This window comes from Amycolatopsis sp. NPDC003676 (assembly GCF_053587275.1).
Genome location: NZ_JBSFNS010000021.1, coordinates 67897 through 92331, shown reverse-complemented (window position 1 = coordinate 92331; position 24435 = coordinate 67897). Strand labels below are relative to the sequence as shown.

Annotated in this window: 22 protein-coding genes and 1 pseudogene; 8 read left to right on the top strand and 15 right to left on the bottom strand. The window is 69.0% G+C overall.

The window, feature by feature from the left end; genetic code table 11:
* Positions 1-21 precede the first annotated feature (21 nt).
* Complete coding sequence (locus tag ACWDNU_RS16095) at positions 22-1170, bottom strand: glycoside hydrolase family 88/105 protein (RefSeq protein ID WP_449669380.1); 1149 nt, start codon at positions 1168-1170, stop codon at positions 22-24.
* 281 nt (positions 1171-1451) lie between these two features.
* Between ACWDNU_RS16095 and ACWDNU_RS16090 the strand changes: the two are divergent.
* Positions 1452-2147: pseudogene (locus ACWDNU_RS16090) on the top strand (hypothetical protein); the annotation flags it as partial.
* Positions 2148-2577: 430 nt separating this feature from the next.
* Here the strand turns inward: ACWDNU_RS16090 and clpB are convergent.
* The 4 genes from clpB to ACWDNU_RS16070 form a co-directional block, all read right to left on the bottom strand.
* Positions 2578-5172, bottom strand: coding sequence for an ATP-dependent chaperone ClpB (gene clpB / locus ACWDNU_RS16085; protein WP_449669379.1), 2595 nt, complete (start codon positions 5170-5172; stop codon positions 2578-2580).
* A gap of 93 nt (positions 5173-5265) precedes the next feature.
* Complete coding sequence (locus tag ACWDNU_RS16080; protein WP_449669378.1) at positions 5266-6453, bottom strand: MFS transporter; 1188 nt, start codon at positions 6451-6453, stop codon at positions 5266-5268.
* A gap of 138 nt (positions 6454-6591) precedes the next feature.
* Complete coding sequence (locus ACWDNU_RS16075; RefSeq protein WP_449669387.1) at positions 6592-8712, bottom strand: MFS transporter; 2121 nt, start codon at positions 8710-8712, stop codon at positions 6592-6594.
* A 38-nt stretch (positions 8713-8750) separates the two neighbouring features.
* The gene (locus ACWDNU_RS16070) at positions 8751-9239 is read right to left on the bottom strand and encodes a MarR family winged helix-turn-helix transcriptional regulator (protein ID WP_370933028.1); all 489 of its coding nucleotides are present in this window, start codon (positions 9237-9239) and stop codon (positions 8751-8753) included.
* Positions 9240-9584: 345 nt separating this feature from the next.
* Between ACWDNU_RS16070 and ACWDNU_RS16065 the strand changes: the two genes are divergently transcribed.
* Together ACWDNU_RS16065 and ACWDNU_RS16060 are read left to right on the top strand one after the other, a co-directional pair.
* Complete coding sequence (locus tag ACWDNU_RS16065) at positions 9585-10763, top strand: globin domain-containing protein (protein ID WP_344287647.1); 1179 nt, start codon at positions 9585-9587, stop codon at positions 10761-10763.
* 4 nt (positions 10764-10767) lie between these two features.
* Positions 10768-11475: a dienelactone hydrolase family protein gene (locus ACWDNU_RS16060; RefSeq protein ID WP_449669377.1), complete on the top strand. Its 708-nt coding sequence runs from the start codon at positions 10768-10770 to the stop codon at positions 11473-11475.
* Here the strand turns inward: ACWDNU_RS16060 and ACWDNU_RS16055 are convergent.
* Positions 11454-12152: a hypothetical protein gene (locus ACWDNU_RS16055; protein ID WP_449669376.1), complete on the bottom strand. Its 699-nt coding sequence runs from the start codon at positions 12150-12152 to the stop codon at positions 11454-11456. The genes ACWDNU_RS16060 and ACWDNU_RS16055 overlap by 22 nt on opposite strands.
* Positions 12153-12287: 135 nt before the next feature.
* On the opposite strand from ACWDNU_RS16055, the gene ACWDNU_RS16050 reads away from it, so the two are divergent.
* A complete protein-coding gene (locus tag ACWDNU_RS16050; RefSeq protein ID WP_449669375.1) occupies positions 12288-13346 on the top strand; it encodes a sensor histidine kinase in 1059 nt (352 codons plus the stop codon).
* Entirely contained in the window at positions 13339-13998 is a 660-nt protein-coding gene (locus ACWDNU_RS16045) for a response regulator (RefSeq protein WP_449669374.1), read from the top strand. Before ACWDNU_RS16050 ends, ACWDNU_RS16045 begins: the two co-directional genes overlap by 8 nt.
* On the opposite strand, the gene ACWDNU_RS16040 is transcribed toward ACWDNU_RS16045, so the two are convergent.
* Positions 13995-14927 (bottom strand): SDR family oxidoreductase, encoded by a 933-nt coding sequence (locus ACWDNU_RS16040; protein ID WP_449669373.1) that lies wholly within the window; start codon positions 14925-14927, stop codon positions 13995-13997. The genes ACWDNU_RS16045 and ACWDNU_RS16040 overlap by 4 nt on opposite strands.
* A 100-nt stretch (positions 14928-15027) precedes the next feature.
* On the opposite strand from ACWDNU_RS16040, the gene ACWDNU_RS16035 reads away from it, so the two are divergent.
* Positions 15028-15615 carry a TetR family transcriptional regulator gene (locus ACWDNU_RS16035; RefSeq protein ID WP_449669372.1) on the top strand — a complete coding sequence of 196 codons (588 nt, stop codon included), beginning with the start codon at positions 15028-15030 and terminating at the stop codon, positions 15613-15615.
* Between the two features lie 349 nt (positions 15616-15964).
* On the opposite strand, the gene ACWDNU_RS16030 is transcribed toward ACWDNU_RS16035, so the two are convergent.
* From ACWDNU_RS16030 to ACWDNU_RS16000, 7 genes are all read right to left on the bottom strand, one after another.
* Entirely contained in the window at positions 15965-16399 is a 435-nt protein-coding gene (locus tag ACWDNU_RS16030) for a heat shock protein transcriptional repressor HspR (protein ID WP_370933017.1), read from the bottom strand.
* A 5-nt stretch (positions 16400-16404) separates the two neighbouring features.
* The gene (gene dnaJ / locus ACWDNU_RS16025) at positions 16405-17589 is read right to left on the bottom strand and encodes a molecular chaperone DnaJ (RefSeq protein ID WP_370933015.1); all 1185 of its coding nucleotides are present in this window, start codon (positions 17587-17589) and stop codon (positions 16405-16407) included.
* 33 nt (positions 17590-17622) lie between these two features.
* On the bottom strand, positions 17623-18330 hold the full coding sequence (gene grpE / locus ACWDNU_RS16020) for a nucleotide exchange factor GrpE (RefSeq protein WP_370933014.1): 708 nt from the start codon (positions 18328-18330) through the stop codon (positions 17623-17625).
* Positions 18327-20192: a molecular chaperone DnaK gene (gene dnaK / locus ACWDNU_RS16015; RefSeq protein ID WP_370933012.1), complete on the bottom strand. Its 1866-nt coding sequence runs from the start codon at positions 20190-20192 to the stop codon at positions 18327-18329. The genes grpE and dnaK overlap by 4 nt, the downstream gene beginning before the upstream one ends.
* Before the next feature lie 188 nt (positions 20193-20380).
* Complete coding sequence (locus ACWDNU_RS16010) at positions 20381-21787, bottom strand: alpha/beta hydrolase (protein WP_449669371.1); 1407 nt, start codon at positions 21785-21787, stop codon at positions 20381-20383.
* The gene (locus ACWDNU_RS16005) at positions 21784-22002 is read right to left on the bottom strand and encodes a hypothetical protein (protein WP_370933009.1); all 219 of its coding nucleotides are present in this window, start codon (positions 22000-22002) and stop codon (positions 21784-21786) included. The genes ACWDNU_RS16010 and ACWDNU_RS16005 overlap by 4 nt, the downstream gene beginning before the upstream one ends.
* 19 nt (positions 22003-22021) lie before the next feature.
* Positions 22022-22798 (bottom strand): DUF4097 family beta strand repeat-containing protein, encoded by a 777-nt coding sequence (locus tag ACWDNU_RS16000; protein WP_449669370.1) that lies wholly within the window; start codon positions 22796-22798, stop codon positions 22022-22024.
* 162 nt (positions 22799-22960) lie between these two features.
* Between ACWDNU_RS16000 and ACWDNU_RS15995 the strand changes: the two genes are divergently transcribed.
* Both ACWDNU_RS15995 and ACWDNU_RS15990 read left to right on the top strand, forming a co-directional pair.
* Positions 22961-23500, top strand: coding sequence for a YbhB/YbcL family Raf kinase inhibitor-like protein (locus ACWDNU_RS15995; RefSeq protein ID WP_449669369.1), 540 nt, complete (start codon positions 22961-22963; stop codon positions 23498-23500).
* A 7-nt stretch (positions 23501-23507) separates the two neighbouring features.
* A complete protein-coding gene (locus ACWDNU_RS15990) occupies positions 23508-24005 on the top strand; it encodes an NUDIX hydrolase (protein WP_449669368.1) in 498 nt (165 codons plus the stop codon).
* Here the strand turns inward: ACWDNU_RS15990 and ACWDNU_RS15985 are convergent.
* A complete protein-coding gene (locus ACWDNU_RS15985; protein ID WP_449669367.1) occupies positions 23983-24423 on the bottom strand; it encodes a GNAT family N-acetyltransferase in 441 nt (146 codons plus the stop codon). The genes ACWDNU_RS15990 and ACWDNU_RS15985 overlap by 23 nt on opposite strands.
* Positions 24424-24435: the final 12 nt, after the last annotated feature.

The following is a 24435-nucleotide window of genomic DNA, read 5'->3' as shown; positions in this document are numbered from 1 at the left end:
CAAGGAGCCCTTCACGGCTTTTCAGCAGCGGTACCGGGTGAACTGCTCGTTCATGATCAAAAACGCGCCGAGACCATGGAAGTCATTGGTCAGCCGTTTGCGCGCGAAGTAGAAATTCAGGTCGCCGACGTTCGTTCCTTCGCAAATGTCGGCGAGATTCGTCAGCCCGTCCGACCCGATCGAGACCTTCTGCAGCACCCCGGCATAGCCGCGTTGCGCGACCGAGGCATAGGAAGCGGGCAGATATCCGCGTTCGATGGCGCGGGAAACGGTGAACGCGTACATCGAGGACGCGGAGGTCTCGAGCCAGTTCCCGGCGTCGCCGCCGTGGTCGACCACCTGATACCACCGGCCGGTCCGCGGATCCTGGAAGCGGCGGTAGCCGTCGGCCAGGAACTTGACGATGCCGACCAGCTCCGCCCGTCGCGGATGGTCAGCGGGCAGTACTTCGAGGATGTCGATCGCGGCCATCCCGAACCAGCCGATCGCGCGGGCCCAGTGGAAGCTGGAGTGCTTGCCGGGACCGGTCGCCCACGGCTGGGTGCCGCTTTCGTCGTAGGCGTGGTAGATCAGGCCCTTCGCGGGCTCCTTGAGGTGTCCGAAGTAGACGGAGAGGTTCTTGGCGGATTCCTCGTAGCAGTAGGCCGGGTCGTTGAAAACCTTGCCGTACAACGCGAGGAACGGCTGCGCCATGTACACCCCGTCGCCCCACAGCTGATGCTGGCGGCTGACCGCGTGCCACATCCCGCCGTCGCTCGTGCGCGGGTAGGTCTCGAAGCGCTTGCGCAGCTGGTCGGCGGCTTTGCGGTACTTGGCGTCGCCGGTTTCGTTGTACAGCAAGGGAAGCATCTGGCAGGCACGCATCGAGTCGAGGCTGCTGAAGCTGTTGGAGATGCCGTCGGCGGTGATGAAACGGTCGTACCAGGCGACGACGTAGTCGAGGTACTTTTGTTCCTTCGTTCGCCGGTAGAAGAGGTACTGGCCGTAGAAGTAGAGACCGAGCGGGTAGCTCCAGCCGCCGATGGACGCCGGGGTGTAGCGCTTCATGGTGGAGTCGATGACGGCGCGGGACCAATCGCGCGCGGTGGCCGCCGCCGCGATCCCGGGCAGCGCGAGCGTGCCGAGCGCCGCCGCGGTCCCGGCGAGTACCGATCTTCTCGAGAGGGACATGCGGTGTCCTTCCTGCTGTCGGCGGCGGCGGGAAAGAGGTGTCGAACGACCTCTACTCGCCCGCGAAGCGGTCCGGCAAGGTTCCTGTCCGGGTTGTCCGCCGCGATCGCTGGATAGGCGCAGCGGGCCCTCCGGTCAGCGGGAACCTGTCCGCAATGGACACCTGAGCCGGGCGATTAGCCGATATGTCGACGTAACCTGGACGGTTCCGGCCAAACGGGGCGCGCCGACACGGTGCCGCCGTCCGGGTAGGAGGGCTCGGCAGCGATACCCTGACCGGCGTGGGTATCTCGGCGTGGATCTGGTTCGTCATCGCCGCCGTCGCGCTGGTGGCGGGGCTCGGCCTGCTCTTCGCGGACCGGGCCAGGGAAGGCTCGCGCAACCGTGAGCGGCAGCGCTGGGCCCAGTTGCGCGGCTGGCAGTTCGTGGAAGAGGACGAACGGCTGCCCCGGCAGTGGTCGGGGGGCGCGATCGGCTACTTCGGAGCCGACGCGGCGGTGAACGTCGTCGCGGGCTCCACCTTCACCTCCGACGGCCGCCGTCCGGTGTTCATCTTCGACATCGAGTCGCAAGGCCAGGTGCCCGCGGTGGTGGTGGCCGTGCGCTGCAACAAGACGCACCGGGTGCCGGTCGAGATGTGGCTGTCGAGCGTGCCGTTCCAGCGCGAGAACATGCCGGAGATGCTCGGCCCGATCGGCCAGCGCTACGCCTTCGCGGACGATTCCGAGGGTGCCCGCCAGGTCATCACCCAGGACCTCGTCGACGCCGCTGACCAGCTGGGCGGGGACGTCGGGGTGGCGTGGCTGGAGAACGAGTGGGTGCTGGCGAGCGTCGTGCCCGGGGCCGGGCCGTCGCGGCTTGAGCGGCTGCTGCGGGATCTGGGCGAGATCGCGGACATCGTGGACCCGTTTGACGAGGACTACGACTCGAACCGCACTTGGACGCCTTCCGCGGGCACTCCGACGAGCGCTCCTTCTCCGGCGGACACGCAGGCGACGCGGCCGGTCGATACTCGTGCGGTGGACACTACGGCTCCTTCTCCGGCGGACACGCGGGCTACGGAGCGGCAGCCTTCGCCGCCCGCGCCGCGGACTCCGCCTCCGGGCGGGGGCGCGACTCCGGTTTCACCGGCGCGTCCGGCGGATCCGGAGCGCGGGGAAGACGGCTGAGAGCTTGAGACGGGAACCGCCCGGTCGCGTTGCTGCGGCCGGGCGTTTTTACGTTCGGGGCCGGTCGGGGCTGAGGCCTGTGATGAAAGTACGTGAGGGGAACCCTGAGGGAATCTGATTCCGTCAGGGTTCCCCTCACGTACCGCTGAGAGTGTTCCGCGCCGCGAAAGCCCCGAAACGCTGTGAAGGGCTCCTTGAGGGAATCTGGTTCCCTCAAGGAGCCCTTCATGGACCGACGTCAGACCCGCGACACCTTCAGCGTGTCCCCGGTCTCCAGCTCAGGCAGGTCCACCCGCACGGTGTCCCCGTCCCGAACCTCACCCGACAGCAGCTGCTTAGCCAACTGGTCCCCGATCGCCGACTGCACCAACCGGCGCAGCGGACGGGCACCGTAGATCGGGTCGAAGCCGTTCAAAGCCAGCCACTCCCGAGCGCCGTCCGTCACCTCGAGGTGCAACCGGCGCTGGGCCAGCCGCTTCGCCAGCCGTGCGACCTGGATGTCCACAATGGACGTCAGTTGCTCGGTGCCGAGCGCGTGGAACACCACGATGTCGTCCAGCCGGTTCAGGAATTCCGGCTTGAACTGGCGTTGCACGACCTCCATCACCGCGTCGCGGCGTTGGCGTTCGTCGAGCGACGGGTCGGCGATGGCTTGCGAGCCGAGGTTCGACGTCAGGATCAGGATGGTGTTGCGGAAGTCCACCGTCCGGCCCTGGCCGTCGGTCAGCCTGCCGTCGTCGAGGACCTGCAGGAGCACGTCGAACACGTCCGGGTGCGCCTTTTCGACCTCGTCCAGCAGCACCACCGTGTACGGGCGGCGCCGGACGGCCTCGGTGAGCTGGCCGCCCTGGTCGTAGCCGACGTAACCCGGAGGCGCACCCACGAGCCTGGCCACCGAGTGCTTCTCGGAGTACTCGCTCATGTCGATGCGCTGCATCGCGCGCTCGTCGTCGAACAGGAACTCCGCCAGCGCCTTCGCCAGCTCGGTCTTGCCGACGCCGGTCGGGCCGAGGAACAGGAACGAGCCGGTCGGCCGGTCCGGGTCGGCAACGCCCGCCCGCGCCCGGCGCACGGCGTCCGCGACTACCTGGACTGCCTGGTCCTGCCCGATGACGCGGCGGTTCAGCTCCTCCTCCATCCGGAGCAGCTTGCCCGTCTCGCCTTCCAGCAGCCGCCCGGCGGGAATGCCGGTCCACGCGCTGACTACGTCGGCGACGTCGTCCGCGCCCACCTCTTCCTTCAGCATGACGTTCTGCTTGCTGGCCTCGTTCGCGGCCATCGCGGCCTCGAACTCCTTCTCCAGCAACGGAATCCGGCCGTACCGCAGCTCGGCGGCCTTGCCCAAGTCGCCGTCGCGTTCGGCGCGTTCCGATTCGCCGCGCAGTTGCTCCAGTTGCTCCTTCAGCTCACGGACGGTCTCGATCGAGCCCTTCTCGTTCTGCCAACGCGCGGTCAGCGCGGTGAGTTCCTCGCGCTTCTCGGCGAGTTCGGCGCGCAGAGCGGTCAGCCGTTCAAGAGAAGCCGCATCGTCCTCTTTGGACAGTGCCATCTCCTCGATCTCCATGCGCCGCACGGCCCGTTCGACCTCGTCGATCTCCACCGGACGCGAGTCGATCTCCATGCGGATCTTCGACGCGGCCTCGTCGACCAAGTCGATCGCCTTGTCCGGCAGGAACCGTGCGGTGATGTAGCGGTCCGACAGCGTCGCGGCGGCGACCAGCGCGGCGTCCGTGATCCGGACACCGTGGTGCACCTCGTAGCGCTCCTTCAGCCCGCGCAGGATCGCGATGGTGTCCTCCGGCGACGGCTCGCCGACCAGCACCTGCTGGAAACGCCGCTCCAGCGCCGGGTCCTTTTCGATGTGCTGGCGGTACTCGTCGAGCGTGGTCGCGCCGACCATCCGCAGCTCGCCACGAGCCAGCATCGGCTTGATCATGTTGCCCGCGTCCATCGCGCCTTCGCCGGTCGCACCCGCGCCGACGATGGTGTGCAGCTCGTCGATGAACGTGATGACCTGGCCCGCGGAGTCGGTGATCTCCTTCAGCACGGCCTTCAACCGCTCTTCGAACTCGCCGCGGAACTTGGCTCCGGCCACCATCGACCCGAGGTCGAGCGCGACCACTCGCTTGCCCCGCAACGATTCCGGCACGTCGCCCGCGACGATCCGCTGGGCCAGGCCCTCGACGATCGCCGTCTTGCCGACGCCGGGTTCGCCGATCAGCACCGGGTTGTTCTTGGTACGCCGGGAAAGCACCTGCACGACGCGGCGGATCTCGGTGTCGCGGCCGATGACCGGGTCGAGTTCGCCCGAACGCGCGCGCTCGGTCAGGTCGACGCCGTACTTCTCCAGCGCCTTGAACGTGCTTTCGGGATCCGCGCTGGTGATCCGGGCCGACCCGCGCACCTTCGCGAACGCCTCGCGCAGCGCGTCCGGCGTGGCGCCGTGCCGCTTGAGCAGGTCCGCGACCTGAGCGCCTTCGGTGGCGAGTCCGACGAGCAGGTGCTCGGTCGACACGTACTCGTCACCCAGTTCGGTGGCGAGCTTCTGCGCCTGCGTGAGCGACTTGACCGCGGGCGCGTCGAACTGCGGCGTCGACACGGTCGCGCCGGTCGCCGACGGCAGCCCGTTGATGATCGGCTCGAGCTCCTTGTGCACCGTCTCCGGGTCCGCCCCGACCGCGGTCAGCAGCGGTGCGGTAGTCCCGTCACCCTGCGCCAGCAGGGCGCCCAGCAAATGGGCGGCCGACACGTGCGGGTTGCCGGCCACGGTGGCCGCCTGCGCCGCGGACGAGATCGCCTGCTGGGTCTTCGTGGTCGGGTTGAAAGCGTCCATCCCTCACCTCATGCGTTCGTGGAAATACCTGGTGACAGGCCCGACCAAGGCCCGTCGACAGATATAACGTCAGCAAAGTTGAGTCTGTTCCGCTCAACTCTGAATTGGTGCCACCGCGGCCGCGGGCAGCCTCGGTCCCAGCCTGCCGAGCCCGAGCGCCGCGAGGCAAGCGCAACCCCCGACCAGGACCCAGGGTAACCACGCCGCCACGGAAAACAACGACACGATCGCCGGAGCGAGCACCTGAGCCACAGTGAACGCGTATTGGAACGCGGCGAGGTAACGGCCCTTCGCCTCGGGCGGCGCGGCGGCCTCGGCGAGCGCGCCGGAGCGCGGCCCGAACACCAGGTCACCGGCGGCGAACACGAGCGTCGCGGCGAGCAGATACGGCACTTGCCAGCTTCGCGGCACCAGCAGCACGCCGACGCTCGTCAGGCACCAGGCGGCGAACAGCGCGGACCCGGCCCGCATCGCGCTGATCCGGCTAAGGCCTCTCGTGAGCCGGAGCGCGACCGTGCCGCCGGCGCTGGTGAGCACGGTCAGCAGGAACAAGATCGCGCCGGGCAGCCACGTCGGCGCGTGCAGCCGGTCGAGCACGAACACGGGGGTGCCGATGAGGAAGAAATCGAGCGACAGCCCGAACAGGCCGCTCAAGAGGATCAACGTCAGGTACGGCCGGTTGCGCAGCACGCCGCTTCGCACGCGGACCACCGGCGCGAACCGGCGGCCGGGCGGGATGAACACCGCGACGAGGCCCGCCGCCGCGAGGAAAGTCAGGACGTCCACGACGAGCGCGACGCTGTAGCCGTGGTCGCCGAACCAGGTGAGCAGTACCGACGACATCAGCCCGCCGAGCCCGAATCCGCCCGCGCGCACCATTCCGACTTCGGCGAACGGCCGGTCCTTCGGCACGTCTCCGGCGACTTCGGAGATGAGCGCGAACAGGCAGCTGTAGAACAATTGTTGCCCGGCACCAAGCATGATGGCGGCCACCACAACGCCGCCGATGCCGTGCGCGAACAGATACGCGCTGATTCCGGCAGCCTGCAACAGTTGCGCCGCAAGAACTCCGGCTCTCGGGCCGGCGCGATCCACCAGCCGTCCGGCCAGCGGCGGCATGAGAAGCCCTGCCGTGGTGCCCAAAGTGACCGCCGTGCCCGCTTCGACGAGCGGGACCCCGATCACCCGCGTCACGTAAAGCAGTGCGAGCGGAAGGAAAAGTCCGGAACCGAAGTTGTCGATCCCCATAGCCAGCAACATCGCGACCCTGCTTCGCGTCACATATTCGACGCTACCTCTGGGGAAGGGGGACGAGGCAGGGCCGGGAGGGCGCATCGCTTGTCGGCAAATGCCACTCCCAGTAGAAAGCTCGTGAGTGTTTGTCCCGGCTTGAACCGGGACAAACACTCACGAGCCCCTTTAGTCGACGCTGAGTGTTCCTTGGTGCCTAACGAACTCTCGCTCGACAGCTTCGCTCAGCTCGACGTCATGCTGTGCGGCCGCACCATCGCCGACCGTCATCGGCTCGGCGTGCGGCGTATATCCGTGCGCGGACACCGTGAGCGTGTAGGCGCCCGGTTCGATTCCCGTGAAGCGGTACGCGCCATCGCCGCCCGCGATGTGCGTCGCGGTGACAGTGCCCAGGCGATCGGTGAGCGTGAGCACCGCGCCTGCGACGGCGGCGTGCCGACCAGCGACGCGTACGCGACCCGAGATGGCACCCTGGCTGTCCAACAGCAAGTCGTGCCAACGCGCGTTGCCGTTAAGCCGCACGGTCGACACCGCAGGCCGCGTCGAGCCAGCAGTCGCGAGAAGCACGTGCTCTCCCACCGTGTTCGCCGACAGCTCGTACGCGCCAGTACGTCCCGTACGCCCGACGTCGACCTGACGCCCCGCCATGTCGGTGAGCGTAAGCACGACACCGGACACTGGACGACCGCCCGCGTCGAGAACCCGTCCGCGCAGCACAGTGGTCATCTCGACCGGAGCTTCGACCACAGACACCGCCTCGACCGAGACAGCAGCTGCGGACGGAGCCGGAGAGTCCGCGTCGAGCGTCCGGCGCAGCGGAATCTCCTTGATGAACAGCACCGCGACGAAGGTGACCACCGCGATGCAGGCCGCGACAAAGAACACCGTGCCGGTCGCGTCGCCGAAGGCCCCGCGCACCACCGGCTGCAGCGCCGGCGGAAGCGACGAGATGGCAAACGTTCCGCCACCGCCGGAAACCGCGCCGCCAGTGTGAATGCCCATCTGCGAAAGGGAGTTCGCGATGTTCGTGGCCACCCGGGCGGCCAGCACCGCACCGAGCGCGGACACGCCCGCCGCGCCGCCGAGCGACCGGAAGAACGTGACGACCGAGGACGACGAGCCGATGTCCTTCATCGCCACCGTGTTTTGGACTACCAAAACCAGGTTCTGCATCAGGAAGCCCAGCCCGATGCCGACCAGCGCGAGGTAGCCGCCCATCAGCGTCAGGTTCGTCGCGTGGTCCACCGTCGAGAGCAGGAACAGCCCGGCCAGCAGCGAAATCCCGCCCGCGACCATGAACGGCTTGGTGCGCCCGGTGCGGGAGATGATCTGCCCAGCCCCAGTCGAGGCGACCGCCAGGCCCAGCACCATCGGCAGCGTCATCAGACCGGCGTGCGTCGGCGAGAAACCGCGCGCGATTTGGTAGTACTGCCCGAGGAACACCGAACCGCCGAACATCGCGGTGCCGACCGCCAGCGAGGCGAGCACGGCCAGCGTGAAGGTGCGGTTGCGGAAGAGCCGCAGCGGAACCACTGGCTCCGCGACCCGGGATTCGACGAGAACCGCCAGCGCCAGCGCGACAATCGCACCGCCGACGTACGCCGCGCTCGACCACGAAACCCAGCCGAAGCTGCCGCCCGCCAGCGAAACCCAGATCAGCAGCAGCGCGACGCCGCCGACCAGCAGGGTCGCGCCCAGCCAGTCGATCCGCACCTTCCGCTTGAGCACCGGCAGCTTCAGCGTCCGGCCGAGCACGATGAACGCGATCACCGCGATCGGCACGCAGACCCAGAAACACCAGCGCCAGCCGAGCGGCGAGTCCACGATCAGGCCGCCGATCAGCGGGCCGGAAACGGTCGCGACGGCGAACACCGCGCCGGTGTAGCCGGAGTACTTGCCGCGGTCGCGCGGCGCGATCATCGCCGCGATCACGACCTGGATCAGCGCCTGCAGCCCGCCGAGCCCGATGCCCTGCAGCGCGCGGTAGGCGATCAGTTCGGGCATCGACTGCGCGATCCCGCCCAGCGCCGAGCCGACGGTGAAGACGACGATCGCGATTTGGTACAGCAGCTTCTTGCTGAACAGGTCCGACAGCTTGCCCCAGATCGGGGTGGTCGCGGTCGACGTCAGCAGCGTCGCGGTGACGACCCAGGTGTACTCGCTCTGGGAACCGTGCAGGTCGGCGAGGATCGTCGGCAGCGCGTTGGACACGATGGTCGACGACAGCAACGCCACCAGCAGGGCCAGCAGCAGGCCGGTGAAGGCCTTGAGGATTTCCCGGTGCGTCATCGGCTGCCCGGAAGCGGTGGTTTCCACTATTCGCTACTTCACTTTCCCGCGTGCGGGGCCTGGCCGGCGCAGTACCCGGACGGGCCGAGCGTCGCGCGCAGACCTTCGTTCAGTTCGGCGAGCTGAGAGGTGAGGCCCTCGATCCGCGCCTCGTCCCAGCCGCCCAGTGCCGTCTCGAAGAATTCGAGATACTGCTTCCGCCACAGTTCGAGCCGCTCGAGACCGGCTTCGGACACGCTGATCAGCGACGCGCGCCCGTCCTCGGGGGCGGGGCGGCGCTGGATCAGCCCGGCGGCCTGCAACTGGGCGATCTGCCTGCTGATCACCGACAAGTCGACAAACCTGCGCTTGGCGACCTCGGACGGGCGGGCCTCGCCGTGCTTGGCGAGGTCGGACAGCAGCATCGCCGAGGCCGGGTGGAGCCCGGGCTCGTTCTGCCACGCCTGCATGATCCACAGGTGCTGGAGCTGGGCGGACGCCTTCAGCTCCCGCAGCAGTTCGAGCCGCACGTCGTCAGCTGGGCTCATCGTTCCTCCAGGGCCGGTGCCCACTTGCTTGTATTCTACAAGTTTAGTCGCCGAAGGTTGCGTAGGGCAACTATCTAATCGGTGAGCTGCCCCACGTCCTGACCGGCCGGTAACCCGACCGGAGCAACGATGCGGGCATTCCGCCTCAGTGCGGCTACTCTGCGGACCAGACGCCCCGCGGAGCCGACGCGGCGAGCACGTCCAAGGACAACGAGGAGCAGGAGTGGCGAATTCCCCCGCGCGACCGCGCGAGCCGAATCCGACAACCGCGACCGCCCTGCTCCCGTGACCATCCCCTCCCAGCCCCCCGGCCTCCGGTCCCGACCCATGAACGACGACAGCCCGATGACAGCCGATTCGATCAGCCCGCTCCCGCGGACCTCGGCCGCGCCCCGACAGGCGCCGGCGGCCGTCGTCGCGATGGTGCAGCTCATCCGCGACACCTGGGCCAAGTCGGAGCCGTACGCCCCGGAGATCTCCCAGTTCTTCTACGGGATGCTCTTCACCCTCGCGCCCGCCACGCGCGATTTCTTCCCGATCAACATGGAAGTGCAGGGCGGTCGGATCATCCGCGCGCTGGCCCGCGTGGTGCAGATGGTGGACCGGCCGGACGACCTGCTGCCGTTCCTGCGCCAGCTCGGCCGCGACCACCGCAAGTTCGGCGTCGCCCCCAAGCATTACGAGGCTGTCGGCACCGCGCTGCTGGCCGCGTTGAAGAACCACCTCGGCCCGGAGTGGACGCCGGAGGTCGAGCGCGCGTGGGCGGAGGCGTTCACCATCGTCGCGCGCGCGATGCAGGAGGCCGCGGCGGCGGACGAGAACCCGGCGTCGTGGTCGGCCACCGTGGTCGAGCACCGGCGGCTCACCTGGGATCTCGCGCTGGTGCGGGTGATCCCGGACCAGCCGGTGCCGTATTCGCCCGGCCAGTACATGAGCGTCGAGGTGCCGCAGCGGCCGCGGTTGTGGCGGTATCTGTCGCCGGCGAACGCGCCGCGCGAGGACGGCGGCATCGAATTCCACGTGCGCGCGGTCGACGGCGGCTGGGTGTCCCGGGCGATCGTGAGCCACACGCAGGCGGGCGACGTCTGGCGGCTCGGCCCGCCGCTGGGCCGGATGAACGTCAACCGCGAACAGTCGCGCGGGGTGCTGATGGTCGCCGGCGGCACCGGGGTCGCGCCGCTGCGGTCGATCCTCGACCACCTCGCGTTGTGGGGCGAGAACCCCAAGACGCGGCTGTTCTACGGCGGGCCGACCCGCGAAGACCTCTACGACCTGGAAGAACTGCGCGCGCTCGCGGCGACCAACCCGTGGCTCACCATCACCCCGGTCGTCGAACGCGGCGACCACCTGCCCGGATGCGAACACGGCACGCTCGCCGAGGCGGTCACCCGGTACGGGGCCTGGCCGGACCACGACATCCTGGTGTCCGGTTCGCCCGCGATGATCCGCGCGACAGTGTCCCGGATGCTGGTCGCGGGAAGCGCGCTGGACCAGATCCAATACGACCCGTTCACCGCGGACTGAGCCCATGGACATCCGGATTCCGGTGGCGGACGGGGAAATCGACGGCTACCTCGCGGTGCCGTCCGGCGACGGCCCGTTCCCGGCGGTCGTGCTGATCCACGACGTGTTCGGGCTGAACCAGGACGCGCGCGAGATCACCGACCGGTACGCGGCGGCGGGCTATCTCGCGCTGAGCCCCGATCTGTACTCGCGCGGCGGCATGCTTCGGTGCGTGAAGCGGACGTTCCAGGACATGTTCGCCCGCGAGGGCCGGGCGTTCGCGGACATCGAGGCCGCACGGGTGCTCGTCGCCGGACGGGACGACGCGACCGGAAAGGTCGGCGTCGTCGGTTTCTGCATGGGCGGCGGGTTCGCTTTGGTGGCCGCCTCGCGGGAGTTCGACGCTTCCGCTCCGTACTACGGCGCGCTGCCGAAGGATCTGTCCGCTTTGGACGGTGCCTGCCCGATCGTCGGCAGCTTCGGCCGCAAGGACTACTCGCTGCGCGGGGCCGCGGCCAAGCTCGACGCCGCGCTCACCGAACGCGGAATCCCGCACGACGTCAAGGAATACCCAGACGCCGGGCATGGCTTCGCGAATCACTACCGGCCCGCGCCGCTGGCCGCGCTCGCGAAGGTCGCTGGGATGGGCTATCACGCGCCCTCGGATTCCGACGCCTGGCAGCGCGTCATGGCGTTCTTCGAGGAGCATCTTCAGCCCAGCGTGCTCAAGTAGCCGAGCGCCCCGACGGCGATCGCGCCAAGGCACGCCAGGCCGAAGGTGCGTCGGTCCGGACGCTCGGCACTTTTCAGCAGCCGGATGCCGGACGGTACGAGCGCCACGCAGAGCCCGGCCGCGGCGGCGATCGACCACATCGTCGTTCCTTTGAGGACTCCGAGCGGCAGGGCGGTCATGGCGGCAAGGGCCGCTGCGCGTACCGGGCGTAGCACTCCGGCGCGATAAGCCGCGAAAGCCAGCAGCGGCCAGCCGAACATGATCGTGAACGACAAGAAGCTGAACAGGTGGAGATCGCCGTAGGCGTCCGCGACGAACGCGGTCGCATAGTCCGCTCCGCGATGCCGGGCGAGATCCGTTGCGGCTTGGTCGAATCCGGCGTGGAATACCCGCTCGACCAGACCGATCAGCACTAGCGCGCCGGACCACGCCGCCCAGCGCGGCTTCGTCACCGCGATCTGGCAGGCCATTGTGGACACTGCGAAGAGAAGAACCACCTGACCGGCGAGGAAACAGACACCGGCCGCGGTCATCTGGGCCGGATGCTGCACGCTCGCGGCTAGCTGATGCGGAAAGAAGAACGGGTACGGCAGGCGCAGCAGCACGCCGGTGAGCACGAGCACCGGGCCGAGCACGAGCGCCGCTCCGCCGAGGCGAGGGCCGGGAAAGGTCGACATGCCGCTCACCGTGCCCGGGCGGACACCCCGCGCACATCGGCCCGGGGCGGACAGTTCCACGCCACGGAACTAAACCAGGGGATGACCCACCACAGCACGATGTGCGCGCCCGCCGCACTGGCTAACGTTGAGATTATGTCCCCGCTGCGAGTGAGCGACGTCGCGCTGGCGGCAGGTCTCCTCGTCGCGGACGTCGGGCTTGCCGGGAACCTGCTGATCGACGAGGAGCCCTGGCGGCTGCCGGTGTCCGCGGTAGTCGCGACGCTCATCGCCGCCGCGGTCCTCCTGCGGCGGCGGGCTCCGGTGCCAATCTTGGTCGGCACCACGGTCGTTTCCGCGTCCGCAGCGGCTTTCGGGCTGCTGTGGGATCCGTTCGTCGGCGCGGCGCTGGTGCTGTATCTGGTGCGTCCGCCGCGCGCTTTGCCTGCTGCGGCCGGGGTTGCGGCGATGTCGGCGGCCACTGCGGTGGTTGGGGAGTGGTGGTACGCGTTCGGTGTCCCGCTGGCGTTGCTCACGTGGGGGCTTGCCGAAGCGCTGCGGTCCCGGCGCGCGCAGACGGCGCGGCAGGAACGGCAACGCGAACATCGGATCCTGGTCGACGAGCGCGTCCGGATCGCGCGCGAACTGCACGACGTCGTCACGCACGGGATGGGCTTGATCGCGGTGAAAGCGGGTGTCGCCAACCACGTCGCGGACAGTCGGCCCGAGGAGGCGCGCGACGCGTTGCGGGTGATCGAAGCGACCAGCCGCGCGGCGCTCGGCGAGATGCGGCGGTTGCTGCACGTACTGCGCGACGAGACCGACGAAACCCCAGCCGATCCGCTGGCCGCGTTGCCGCACCTCGCCGAACGCGCCCGGCAAACCGGGGTCGACGTCGAACTGTCCGTCCTCGGCACCGCGCGGGTGCCGGAACCGGTCGCGCTGGCCGCGTACCGGATCGTGCAGGAAGCGGTGACGAACGTGGTGAAACACGCCGCACCAGCCCGGTGTCAGGTGGTGGTTGCGGTGGCCGCTGAGGAGATCCGGATCCAGGTCACCGACGACGGCGCGGCGCCGATCGGCGAACTGCGGCTCGGCCACGGGCTGACCGGCATGCGCGAACGCGTCGCCCTCTACGGCGGCGAATTGGTCGCCGGTCCGGGCCCGGACGGCGGGTTTCGCGTCGCCGCCACGCTCCGGTGCGCCGATGCCTGACCAGATCCGCGTCGTCGTCGCCGACGATCAAGCCTTGCTGCGCGGGAGTTTCCGGGTGCTGCTCGACAGCGAACCGGACTTCACCGTGATCGGCGAAGCCGCGACCGGTGCCGAGGCAGTCGAGCTAGCCGTGGCCGAAAAGCCGGACGTGGTGCTGATGGACGTCCGGATGCCGGTGATGGACGGCATCGAGGCCACTCGGCTGATCGGTGAACGAGTCCCGGACGTGCGGGTGCTGGTGCTGACCATGTTCGACCTCGACGAGCACGTGTTCGCCGCGCTGCGCGCAGGCGCGACCGGATTCCTGCTCAAGGACACCCGCCCGGCCGACCTGTGCGCCGCGGTGCGCGTGGTGGCTTCCGGCGACGCGTTGCTCGGCCCGTCCATCACCCGGCGACTGGTCGCGCAGTTCGCGCGGATCCCGGACGCCCCGCCGCGCGCGGACGTCGCCGCCTTGGCCCCGCGAGAGCGCGAGGTGCTCACGCTGGTCGCGAGTGGACTGTCCAATGTGGAGATTACCGAGCGGATGCGGCTGTCGATGGCGACGGTGAAGACCTACATCGGCCGGCTGTTGGCGAAACTCAACGCCCGGGACCGCGCGCAGCTGGTGATCTTCGCGTACGAATCCGGCTTGGTGCGGGCGCGGAACTAGCGCCACACCGCCTCGGCGCGTTCGCTGGCTTCCGGGGTGAAGTAGTCGCCCGTCTCCAGGTCTTCCAGCAGCGTGGGGTGGTTCGGCTGCCAAGCCAGCAACTGCTGGGTGTGCGTGCTGGAGGCGGGCACGTCGAGCGAGAAGAACCTTGCCAGGAACGGGTTCCCGAGGTGTTCGGCGGCTTCTTCGAGCGTCAAGGATGCCGTGGGGATCTCCAGCAGTTGCGCGATCTTCTCCGCGACGCTCTTGATCTCGACGGTTTCCCCGACCCCGTGCAGCATGCTCCCCGCAGGTGCTTTCTCCAGTGCCAAGCGGAAAAGCACCGCAGCGTCATCGCGATGGACGGCTGGCCACCGGTTCGTGCCCTCGCCGATGTACGCCGAGACGCCCGCCCGCCGTGCACCTGCGATGAGCGCCGGGATGAAACCGTGGTCGCGCGGTCCGTGCACGGTCGGCGCGAGCCGCACGACGCTAGCTCGGACGCCCTGATCGGCGAAACCGAGGCAGGTCTGCTCACCGGGGATGCGGAAGTAGGCCACCGAGCCGGGATCGGCCGGGTCGAGTTCGGTGCTGACCTGGTCGGCCTTCATCACCAGCGTGCCGGACGTGCTGACGAACGGCTTTCCGGTGCCGACCAGCGCCTGGCCCAGCGCGTCGATCGCCTCGCAGTCGCGGCGGACGAGGTCGTCCGGATCGGCGTAGCTGCCGCCTTGGGCCATGTGCAGGACGCCGTCGGCGGCTTCGGCACCGCGGCGCAGGCTGTCGAGATCGTCGAGCGCACCGGGATGCGGCGTCGCGCCGAGCGACTCCAGCCGCGCGGCGGAGGTGTCCGAGCGGGCCAAGCCGGTGACCCTGTGCCCGGCCCGGACCAGCTCGGCGACGACGGCGGGACCGGTCTGGCCGGATCCGCCGGTGACGAAGAAGTGCATGAAAGGCTCCTTAGTGTCAGTCGCTGACTCTACGCGTAGCGACAGTGACTGACGCAATGTGGTGTCAGTCACTGGCACAACCTCCGGGTAGGCTCAGGAAGTGCCACGGAGCGGAGCGGAAGCGCGCGGCCGCCTCAAGCAGGCGGCGCTGGAGCTGTACCGGGAAAACGGGTTCGACAAGACGACCACTGCCGAGATCGCGGCCCGGGCAGGCGTCACCGAGCGGACGTTCTTCCGGCACTTCCCGGACAAGCGCGAGGTGCTCTTCGACGGCGAAGCCGACCTGCGCGATGACCTCACCCAGTCGGTCGCCGAAGCCCCGGAAGGCCTGGCACCGCTGGAAATCCTGCTGCGCGCCTTCAAGAAGGCCGGGCGGATCATGGAGCGCAATCTCCCGTTCGCCGAGCCCCGGCGCGACCTGATCGCAGCGACGCCGACGCTGCGGGAACGCAACCTGGCCAAGGCCGCGACGCTCGCCGAAGCGCTCGCGGAAGCGTTACGGGAGCGGGGAGTCGAGGATCGGTTGGCGCGGTTGGCCGCGCATGCCGGGTGGGCGACGTTCCATCACGCGACGCAAGCCTGGATCAGCAATCCCGCGCGGAGTCTCGACGACTATCTGGATGAGGCGTTCGCGGATTTGCGGGAACTGGGGGCGGGAGTCCAGTCAGGGCCGGTGCTGGGAACTTAAGCCGCGTCGGCTCGGCATCTTTTCCGTCCACAAAGGACATTGCTGGTTTGACTGTTCTTCCGGTCTGTGACAACAACCCCGGAGGTCAGGCCCCGGCAAGAACCTGTCTGGCCCGCGGATGCTCCCGTCTGGCCAGACGCGCCTTTAAGCGCACCCAGAGCGGCGTCAGTGCGTGGCATTGCCGATTAGGGCGGTGAAGGGTCGTGCGGGGGCTTGCCGCGCGGAGGGCACCCTGGGGAGGCGGGGCCAGCCAGGACAGGGCAGCACAAAGCCCCTCCGGTGACGGGAGGGGCTGGGGTCTTGCGCGTGGCGATCGCGGCAAGAACCGTGCTCGCCACTCACGACAAGCTCAGCGGCGCTTGGGTTTCCACACCACCAGCGCGGTGTTCTGCTGCATCGGCACCAAATCCTTGCGATAGGACGCGTGCACCGCAGCGGCGGCTCGTTCGGCGGCCACGTAGGCGGCGGCGAGTTCTTCGGTCAGCTCGTGCACCCGGGACTGCAGCGCGTCGACCTGGTTCTCCAGTTCGATGATCCGCTTGATGCCGGACAGGTTGACCCCGTCCTCCTGCGACAGGCGCTGGACCTCGCGCAGCAGGGCGATGTCGCGCATCGAATAACGCCGTCCGCCGCCGGCGGTGCGGCCTGGCGAGACCAGGCCGTGCCGGTCGTAGGAGCGCAGCGTTTGCGCGTGCAGCCCGGAAAGCTGGGCCGCCACCGAAATCACGAATACCGGGGTGTCCTCGTCCGCGCCGTGCGGGAGTCCCGGATTGCCGCCGAACATCGACCTCACCTGCCTTCGAGCAACTCGGTGATCTCGGGCCGCGGGTCGTGGCCCTTCATCGCCTCGGCGTAGGTCTCGAGTGCCGACCGCGCCTTGTCGTCGAGTTTCGCCGGGACCGCCGCCTCCAGCGTGACCAGCAGGTCGCCCTGCGCACCGTCCCGCTTCTGAATGCCCTTTCCGCGCACTCGCAACACTCGTCCGCTCGCGGTACCCGCGGGCACCTTCAGCGACACCTTGCCTTCGAGCGTCGGCACCGTGACCGTGGTGCCCAGCGCGAGTTCGGTGAAGTCCACCGGAACGGTGAGCGTGAGGTTGAGGTCCTTGCGCCCGAACAGCTTGTGCGGAGCCACGTGCACGCGTACGTACAGGTCGCCCGCCTGCGCGCCGCCGCGGCCGGGTTCGCCCTGGCCGGCCAGCCGGATCCGCTGGTCGTCCTTCACGCCCGGCGGGATGCGCACGGTGAGCGTGCGGGTGCGGGTGCTGATGCCCTCGCCCGCGCACTCCGGGCACGGGTCGTCGATGATCTTGCCCCGGCCGCGGCAGTCCTGGCACGGCTCGGAGAACGCGAACGCGCCCTGGCTCCGGCTGACCAGCCCGGATCCGCTGCAGGTCGGACAGACCCGCGGCGAGGTGCCCGGCTTCGCGCCGTTGCCGCCGCACGTGCTGCAGGTGGCCGGGCTCGACAGCCGCAACGGCAGCGTCGCGCCCTTCACCGACTCAAGGAAGTCGATGCGCACGTCGGTCTCGACGTCCGCGCCGCGCTGCGGCCGGTTCGCCGTCGCTCCGGCGGCACCGCCCCGGCCGCGGCCGAAAATGCCGCCGAGGATGTCGCCGAGCCCGCCGAAGCCGCCCTGCTGCCCCTGTGCGCCGGCCTGGTTGAACAGGTCGCTCATGTCGAAGCCGCCCGCGCCGCCACCGCCGGGGAAGCCGCCGAATCCGCCCGCGCCGCCGGAGCCGAAGAGCGTGCGCGCCTCGTCATACTCCTTGCGCTTGGCCGGATCGGACAGCACGCCGTACGCCTCGGACACGGCCTTGAACTTGTTCTCGGCCGCGGTGTTGCCCGCGTTGGCGTCCGGGTGGTTTTCCTTGGCCAGCTTGCGGTAGGCCTTCTTGATCTCGTCCGCGGTCGCGTCGGAGGAGACACCCAGCTCTTTGTAGAAGTCCTTGCCGATCCACTCCCGAGCACTCATCGGGTGTCTCCTCCTTTCGCTGCAAACCGAGTGTTACTGCTGGCCGGACTCATCGACCGAACCGTCGAGCGGCAGTTCGCCGCCCACCGGCGGATCGACCGGCTGCTGCGCGGGAGCCTCGCCGGGCTCGTGGTCGGTCACGCCGACCAGCGCCGCCCGCAGCACCCGCTCGCCGAAGCGGTAGCCGCGGCGCATGACGAGGGTGACCGTCGGGCCCTTCACGTCCGGGGACGTGCTGTGCTGCACGGCCTCGTGGACGCTCGGGTCGAACTCTTCGCCCTCGGTGCCGAACGCCTCCAGACCGGACCGCTCCAGGCTGCTGACCAGCTTGTCGGCCACCGCCTTGAACGCGCCGGTGAGGTCGCCGTGCTGCTCCGCGCGCTGGAGGTCGTCCAGCAGCGGCAGCAGATCGCCGACCACGGACGCCTTCGCGCTCTGCACCACGGCCTCGCGGTCGCGGTCGACTCGCTTGCGGTAGTTCGCGTACTCCGCCTGCAGACGCTGCAGGTCGGCAGTGCGCTCGGACAGTTGCTTTTCGACGTCCGAGGCGGCCGGAACCGCTTCGTCCACGGAATCGCCCAGCGAGGGGCCCGCGTGCTGCACGGGCTCCTCGCCGGCCGGAGCTTCCTCCGCGGCGGGCGGGCGGACCTCGCCGGTCTGCGGGTCCACCCGTCGCCGATCCCGCACGACTACCGGTTCCTCGGGGCCAGGACCCTCGGTCTCGGAGTGGCGGGGGGTCACTTCTTCTCGTCCTCTTCCACGATCTCGGCGTCGACCACGTCGTCCGCCTTCGACTTCGGAGCGTCGCCGGCCGCACCAGCGGCACCGGCCGCGCCCTCAGCGCCCGGGGCGCCTTCGGCACCGGCGTTCGCGTACAGCGCGCTGCCCAGTTCCTGCGAAGCGGTGTTCAGCTTCTCGATGGACTCGCGGATCTTGGCCGAGTCGGTGCCCTTGAGCGCCTCGTTCGCCTCGTCGATCGCGGACTTCACCTTGCCCTTGAGGTCCTCGGGCAGCTTGTCCTCGTTGTCCTTGACGAACTTCTCGGTCTGGTAGACCAGCGTCTCGGCCTGGTTGCGGGTCTCGGCCTCGTCGCGGCGCTTCTTGTCCTCTTCGGCGTGCGCCTCGGCGTCCTTGACCATGCGCTCGATGTCGTCCTTCGGCAGCGCGGAGCCGCCGGTGATCGTCATCGACTGTTCCTTGTTCGTGCCGAGGTCCTTCGCGGTCACGTGCACGATGCCGTTGGCGTCGATGTCGAAGGTGACCTCGATCTGCGGCACGCCGCGCGGAGCCGGCGGAAGACCGGTCAGCTCGAACATGCCGAGCTTCTTGTTCGCGGCGGCGATTTCGCGCTCGCCCTGGAACACCTGGATCTGCACCGACGGCTGGTTGTCGTCCGCCGTCGAGAAGATCTCAGACCGCTTGGTCGGGATCGTGGTGTTGCGCTCGATCAGCTTGGTGAAGACGCCGCCCTTGGTCTCGATGCCCAGCGACAGCGGGGTCACGTCGAGCAGCAGGACGTCCTTGACCTCGCCCTTGAGCACGCCGGCCTGCAGCGCGGCGCCCACGGCGACGACCTCGTCCGGGTTCACGCCCTTGTTCGGCTCGCGGCCGCCGGTCAGCTCCTTGACCAGCTCGGACACCGCCGGCATGCGGGTGGAACCGCCGACGAGGACGACGTGGTCGATGTCGCCGACCGCGATGCCCGCGTCCCGGATCACGTTGTTGAACGGCTGGCGGGTGCGCTCGAGCAGGTCCGAGGTGATCTTCTGGAACTCGGCGCGCGACAGCGTCTCGTCGAGGAACAGCGGGTTCTTGTCGCCGTCCACCGTGATGTAGGGCAGGTTGATGCTGGCGGAGTTGGAGCTGGACAGCTCGATCTTCGCCTTCTCGGCCGCCTCGCGGATGCGCTGCAGCGCCATCTTGTCCTTGGTCAGGTCAATGCCGTTGGTGGCCTTGAACTTGTCGACCAGCCAGGTGACGATGCGCTCGTCCCAGTCGTCACCGCCGAGGTGGTTGTCACCGGAGGTGGCGCGCACCTCCACGACGCCCTCGCCGATCTCCAGCAGCGAGACGTCGAACGTGCCGCCGCCGAGGTCGAAGACCAGGATGGTCTGTTCCTTCTCGCCCTTGTCCAGGCCGTAGGCCAGCGCGGCCGCGGTCGGCTCGTTCACGATGCGGAGCACGTTCAGGCCCGCGATCTGGCCGGCCTCCTTGGTGGCCTGGCGCTGCGCGTCCTCGAAGTAGGCCGGGACGGTGATCACCGCGTCGGTGATCTCTTCGCCCAGGTAGGCCTCAGCGTCGCGCTTGAGCTTCATCAGCACGCGGGCGCTGATCTCCTGCGGCGTGTAGCCCTTGCCGTCGATCTCGGTCTTCCAGTCCGTGCCGATGTGCCGCTTCACGGACCGGATCGTGCGGTCGACGTTCGTGACGGCCTGGTTCTTCGCCGGCTGGCCCGTCAGCACTTCGCCGTTCTTGGCGAAGGCGACGATGGACGGGGTGGTACGGGAGCCTTCCGAGTTGGCGATGACCGTCGGCTCGCCGCCCTCAAGGACGGCGACGACCGAGTTGGTCGTGCCGAGGTCGATGCCGACCGCTCGCGCCATGGTGCTTCCTCTCGTGTTCTTCTCCGGTACTGATGCTATGTTCGTGACCTGCGGTTTCGAGGCACTCTTGAGTACCTTCCTAGCAGGTTCTCCCGGTCTCGCGCTCGGCCTGGTCAGCCAGACTTGAGCCGACTGCGCTCAACCTTGATACCAGGATAACGGGCAACTGCCCGAACTTGTTCCCGGGTTCACCCGCAGAATTCGCCCCGCGGCGGTGTGACGCCACTCACCAGATACCGGGCCTCGGCACGCCGCACGCACTCGGAGTTGAGCAGCCCGGTGTGGCCGTCGCCGAGGTACGTGAGCAGCGCCGATCCGTCGATGCTCGCGGCGAGCCCGTGCGCCCACGGCAACGGCGTCGCCGGGTCGTGCGCACCGCCCACGACGAGGATCGGCGGAGCCCCGTGCACCGGATGCGGCTGCGGCGGGTTCAACGCGGGAAGCGGCCATCCGGTGCAGCCCGCGGAGAGATCCCAGTACTCGGTGTAGCGCCAGCTGTGCGGGGCGACCGCGCGGATCGTCCTCGCCGCCGCGCGCAGGTCCGCCGGGCCGGTGAACGGCGACGGGAAGTCCTGGCAGCCGATCGAGCGGTACGCGCCGTAGGTGTCGCTCGCGAACTGGGAACTCGACGCGAGCGCGCTCGCGTCCGGGTCCGCCAGCGCGCGGCTCAGGGCCGGCCATTCGGCCGGGAGATAGAGGTGGCCATACGCGCCGGAGGCCAGTTCTTCGCCGGTTGCCTTGCGGCCCAACGCTTTCGCGTACGCACCGTGGGTGACGAGGTCGTCGTAGCGGGCGAGCGCGTTCTTGCCGTGCAGCGCGCAGTCGGTCGAGCGGTCGCACCACGAGGCGAAGCGCAGCAAGGAGTCCTCGGTCGCGGCGGCTTCCTCGATCATCGCCTGCCACATCGGCCGGGCGTGGTCGACCGCGCCGTCGAGCACCATCGTGCGCACCCGGTCCGGATGCTTCGACGCGTACACCGCGCCGAGTTCGGTGCCGTAGGAGACGCCGAGCCAGGAGATCTTCTGCTCGCCGAGCGCACCGCGGATCCCGTCGATGTCCTCGGCAGCGCTTTGCGTGTCGACGTGCCCGAGCATCGGGCCGGTCTTGGCGAGACAGTCCTCGCCCGCCGCGCGGTTGTGCGCGACGAAGGCGTCGTACTGCTGGTTCGTGGCCGGGAAGAGGCCGATCTTCGGGTCGTACAGCTTCGACTGGTCACAGCTGATCTTCGGATCGCTGAACCACACGCCGCGCGGATCGAAGCCGATGATGTCGAAGCGGTCCCGCAACGGTTTCCGCGCCGAGCCGATCACCTTGGTGTCGAGTCCGCCGAAGCGCACGAAGCCGACCCCGGATCCGCCCGGCCCGCCCGGATTGACCAGCAGCGAACCGATCCGGTGCTTCGGGTCGGCCGCGGGCAGCCGGGTGAGCGGGATGTGCGCGACACCCGTCTCCGGATGAGCGCGGTCGATCGGCACCTCGATCTGGCTGCACTGCGCGGTCGGTTCCTGCTCGGTCCCGCACGGCGTCCAGGCCAACGCTGGTGTCGGTGCGCTGACCAGTGGAAGCGCGGCCAGCACAGCTGCGGCAAGGTTCATGCCCGGCGCACCTGCGCGGCGCGGTCCTCGGCGGCCGTACGAAGCACGACGGTTTCGGCGTTCCGGACCACCCCCTGCTGTACCGGAACTTCCACCACCGCGACCGGAGTCGTGGCCTGCGGCTCAGGCGAGTGGCCGATCGCCGCAGTGATCGCGAACGCCCCCACCGCGCCCGCCAGCACCGCGGCCAGCAGCCGCGTTTCGAGTTTGCGCATGATGTGTCTGTTCTCCCCTTCAGACGGCCTTGACGGTGACGCTGCCGCTGTCCGTGGTCAGCTCGAGCGTCTTCGCGTCCGGGCCGGAGTTCTGCGGAATGTCGATGCTGCGGTTGCCGTTCTCGCTGTTGCCGGTGACCTGGTAGGACCCGTTACGCGGCACGGTCAGCGCGATCCGGCCGGAGTCGGCGCGGGCCTTGACGGCATTGGGCTGGCTGAGCGTGAGCGCGATCCGCCCGCTGCCCGCGGAGACGTCGACCGGCCCGCGCAGTCCGTCGCCCTCGATCCGGCCGGACTGGCTGTGCACCTGCACCTCGCCGACGTTGTGCAGTTCGGCGGCGCCGCTGTCCAGCTGGAGCTTGACCAGCCCGGGAACGTCCTGCACCTGCGCCCGCCCGGAATCGGCGGTGACGTCGACGCTGCCGACGCCCGCGAAGTCCAGCGTGCCGGAGTCGGAGGTGCCCGTGACCGGGATGCCCGCCGGGACGATCAGCTCCATGTCGGCGGTGCAGTTGCGGCCGCAGTCGAGGATGACGAGCTGGTCGCCCTCGACGCGGTAAGCGTCGCCGGGCTGGCCGCTGAAGTGGTAGCGAAGGGTCTGATGCACCCGGGCCGCGCCGGGCGCGGTGCGGATGGTCACGTCGCCGGAGCCGTTCTCCAGCTTCACCGAGCGGATCTCCTGCGTCAGCGTCGCGTCCCGCGAGACCGTGGACCCGAACCCCCACCCGCCGAATCCGATCGCCACCCCAACGCCGATCACCGCGATGCCGGCCAGTGCCAGAAGCGGGCGTGCCATGTCTGTTCCCCTCAGTACCACTCTCGGCTGTCTCGAGAGACGTTAGAAGGTGCGGACCCCCGGGGACATCCGGTAAACCCCCCGAAACATCCCTGAGGCGGCGTCGCTCAACCCAGGGTCCTAACCTGGCGATCGGAGAGCCCCGTGGATCAGGAGGAACCCATGCCCCAGCCGCCCAATCCGTACGACTACCTGCCGTCGGTTCCCTCGTTCACCCTGCGCAGCACGGACATCGCCGACGGCGAGACGCTGGCCCAGCCCCACCTGTCGGGCATCTTCGGCGCCGGCGGCGAGGACCGGTCGCCGCAGCTGGCGTGGGAAGGCTTCCCGGAAGGCACCCGCAGCTTCGCGGTGACGGTTTACGACCCGGACGCCCCGACGGCCAGCGGTTTCTGGCACTGGGCGGTGTTCAACATCCCGGCCTCGGTGACTTCGCTGGAGTCGGGGGCGGGGGACGCCGCAGGGTCGGGACTGCCTTCGGGCGCGGTCTCGCTCAAGGGCGACGGCGGAGTGAAGCAGTACCTGGGCGCCGCGCCGCCTCCTGGGCACGGGCCGCACCGGTATTTCTTCGTGGTGCACGCGCTGGATGTGGAGACGTTGGAGGTTCCCGAGGACGCTACGCCCGCGTTCCTGGGGTTCAACATGTTCGGGCACACGCTGGGACGGGCGACGTTGGTGCCGGTTTACGAGAACAAGGGCTGAAGGTTCGATGGGGGAGCCGACGGTGGAGGTTGCGGACGGCGTGGTCTTTCCGCAACCTCTGCCCGACACAGCGGGCGGAGTGGTCCTCGGCGCCGACGGCCGCGCGTTCGTGCAGTTCCGGAGCGCGGACCGGCCGTGGTTTCCGAGCACGTGGGACGTCGTGAGCGGCCACCTCGAACCGGGCGAGACGACGCTGGGAGCACTCACCCGCGAGGTCTTCGAGGAAACCGGCTGGCAGCTGCGCCGCGTGGTCGGGAACCTCGGCCGCCACCGCTGGCCGCTCGACGACGGCGAAGAGGTCGGCGATTTCTACCTCATCGAGGTAGAAGGCGACCTGGCGCGCCCGGTCCTGGAATGGGACAAGCACCCGCACTGCGCCTGGTTCGGCGAGGAAGACCTGGACCGGCTGCTGGTGAACTGCGCACCCGGCGACACGTTGATCCGGGACGTCGTGGCCGCCGCCCTCTCCGTCCACAGTGGACTTACCGGAGAGACTCCCGGTTAGCCCCCTCGCGTTCGAGGAACCGGCCCTTCGTGTGCTCCTCGAACCCGAACTGCCGGTACAACCCGTGCGCGTCCGCCGTGTGCAGCATCCACCGGAACTGCGCGCCCGGCCCGTGGTCGATCATCTCGCGCACCAGTTCCTTGCCCAGTCCGCTTCCGCGCGCGGACTCGACCACGAACACGTCGCCGAGATACGCCGAGGTCACTCCGTCGGAGAAGGCTCGCGCGAAGCCGACCTGCCGTCCGTCCGCGCGCGAATAGGCCCCGACGACCCGCCACGATCCGGCGATCGCCGCTTCCACCTGTTCGCGCGTCCGCCATCGGCCCCAATAGGCCTCGGTGGACAGGAATTCCCACAGCACGTCGAGGTCGAGCCGTTCCCGCCGGTCGTCGACCTCGTATTCACCCACGACCCTCATGCCCGGCAAGCT

Excerpts from the sequence above, each read along its gene's own strand:
- ACWDNU_RS16030 (WP_370933017.1), bottom strand. The coding sequence starts at position 16,399 with ATGTTCGGCGGCAATCCGGGACTCCCGCACGGCGCGGACGAGGACACC.
- ACWDNU_RS16095 (WP_449669380.1), bottom strand. The coding sequence starts at position 1,170 with ATGTCCCTCTCGAGAAGATCGGTACTCGCCGGGACCGCGGCGGCGCTC.
- ACWDNU_RS16010 (WP_449669371.1), bottom strand. The coding sequence starts at position 21,787 with ATGAACCTTGCCGCAGCTGTGCTGGCCGCGCTTCCACTGGTCAGCGCA.
- ACWDNU_RS16005 (WP_370933009.1), bottom strand. The coding sequence starts at position 22,002 with ATGCGCAAACTCGAAACGCGGCTGCTGGCCGCGGTGCTGGCGGGCGCG.
- ACWDNU_RS15985 (WP_449669367.1), bottom strand. The coding sequence starts at position 24,423 with ATGAGGGTCGTGGGTGAATACGAGGTCGACGACCGGCGGGAACGGCTC.
- dnaJ (WP_370933015.1), bottom strand. The coding sequence starts at position 17,589 with ATGAGTGCTCGGGAGTGGATCGGCAAGGACTTCTACAAAGAGCTGGGT.
- ACWDNU_RS16060 (WP_449669377.1), top strand. The coding sequence starts at position 10,768 with ATGGACATCCGGATTCCGGTGGCGGACGGGGAAATCGACGGCTACCTC.
- ACWDNU_RS16065 (WP_344287647.1), top strand. The coding sequence starts at position 9,585 with ATGACAGCCGATTCGATCAGCCCGCTCCCGCGGACCTCGGCCGCGCCC.
- ACWDNU_RS15990 (WP_449669368.1), top strand. The coding sequence starts at position 23,508 with ATGGGGGAGCCGACGGTGGAGGTTGCGGACGGCGTGGTCTTTCCGCAA.
- ACWDNU_RS16070 (WP_370933028.1), bottom strand. The coding sequence starts at position 9,239 with ATGAGCCCAGCTGACGACGTGCGGCTCGAACTGCTGCGGGAGCTGAAG.
- ACWDNU_RS16050 (WP_449669375.1), top strand. The coding sequence starts at position 12,288 with ATGTCCCCGCTGCGAGTGAGCGACGTCGCGCTGGCGGCAGGTCTCCTC.
- ACWDNU_RS16045 (WP_449669374.1), top strand. The coding sequence starts at position 13,339 with ATGCCTGACCAGATCCGCGTCGTCGTCGCCGACGATCAAGCCTTGCTG.
- ACWDNU_RS16040 (WP_449669373.1), bottom strand. The coding sequence starts at position 14,927 with ATGCACTTCTTCGTCACCGGCGGATCCGGCCAGACCGGTCCCGCCGTC.
- ACWDNU_RS16000 (WP_449669370.1), bottom strand. The coding sequence starts at position 22,798 with ATGGCACGCCCGCTTCTGGCACTGGCCGGCATCGCGGTGATCGGCGTT.
- ACWDNU_RS15995 (WP_449669369.1), top strand. The coding sequence starts at position 22,961 with ATGCCCCAGCCGCCCAATCCGTACGACTACCTGCCGTCGGTTCCCTCG.
- ACWDNU_RS16075 (WP_449669387.1), bottom strand. The coding sequence starts at position 8,712 with ATGACGCACCGGGAAATCCTCAAGGCCTTCACCGGCCTGCTGCTGGCC.
- dnaK (WP_370933012.1), bottom strand. The coding sequence starts at position 20,192 with ATGGCGCGAGCGGTCGGCATCGACCTCGGCACGACCAACTCGGTCGTC.
- clpB (WP_449669379.1), bottom strand. The coding sequence starts at position 5,172 with ATGGACGCTTTCAACCCGACCACGAAGACCCAGCAGGCGATCTCGTCC.
- ACWDNU_RS16055 (WP_449669376.1), bottom strand. The coding sequence starts at position 12,152 with ATGTCGACCTTTCCCGGCCCTCGCCTCGGCGGAGCGGCGCTCGTGCTC.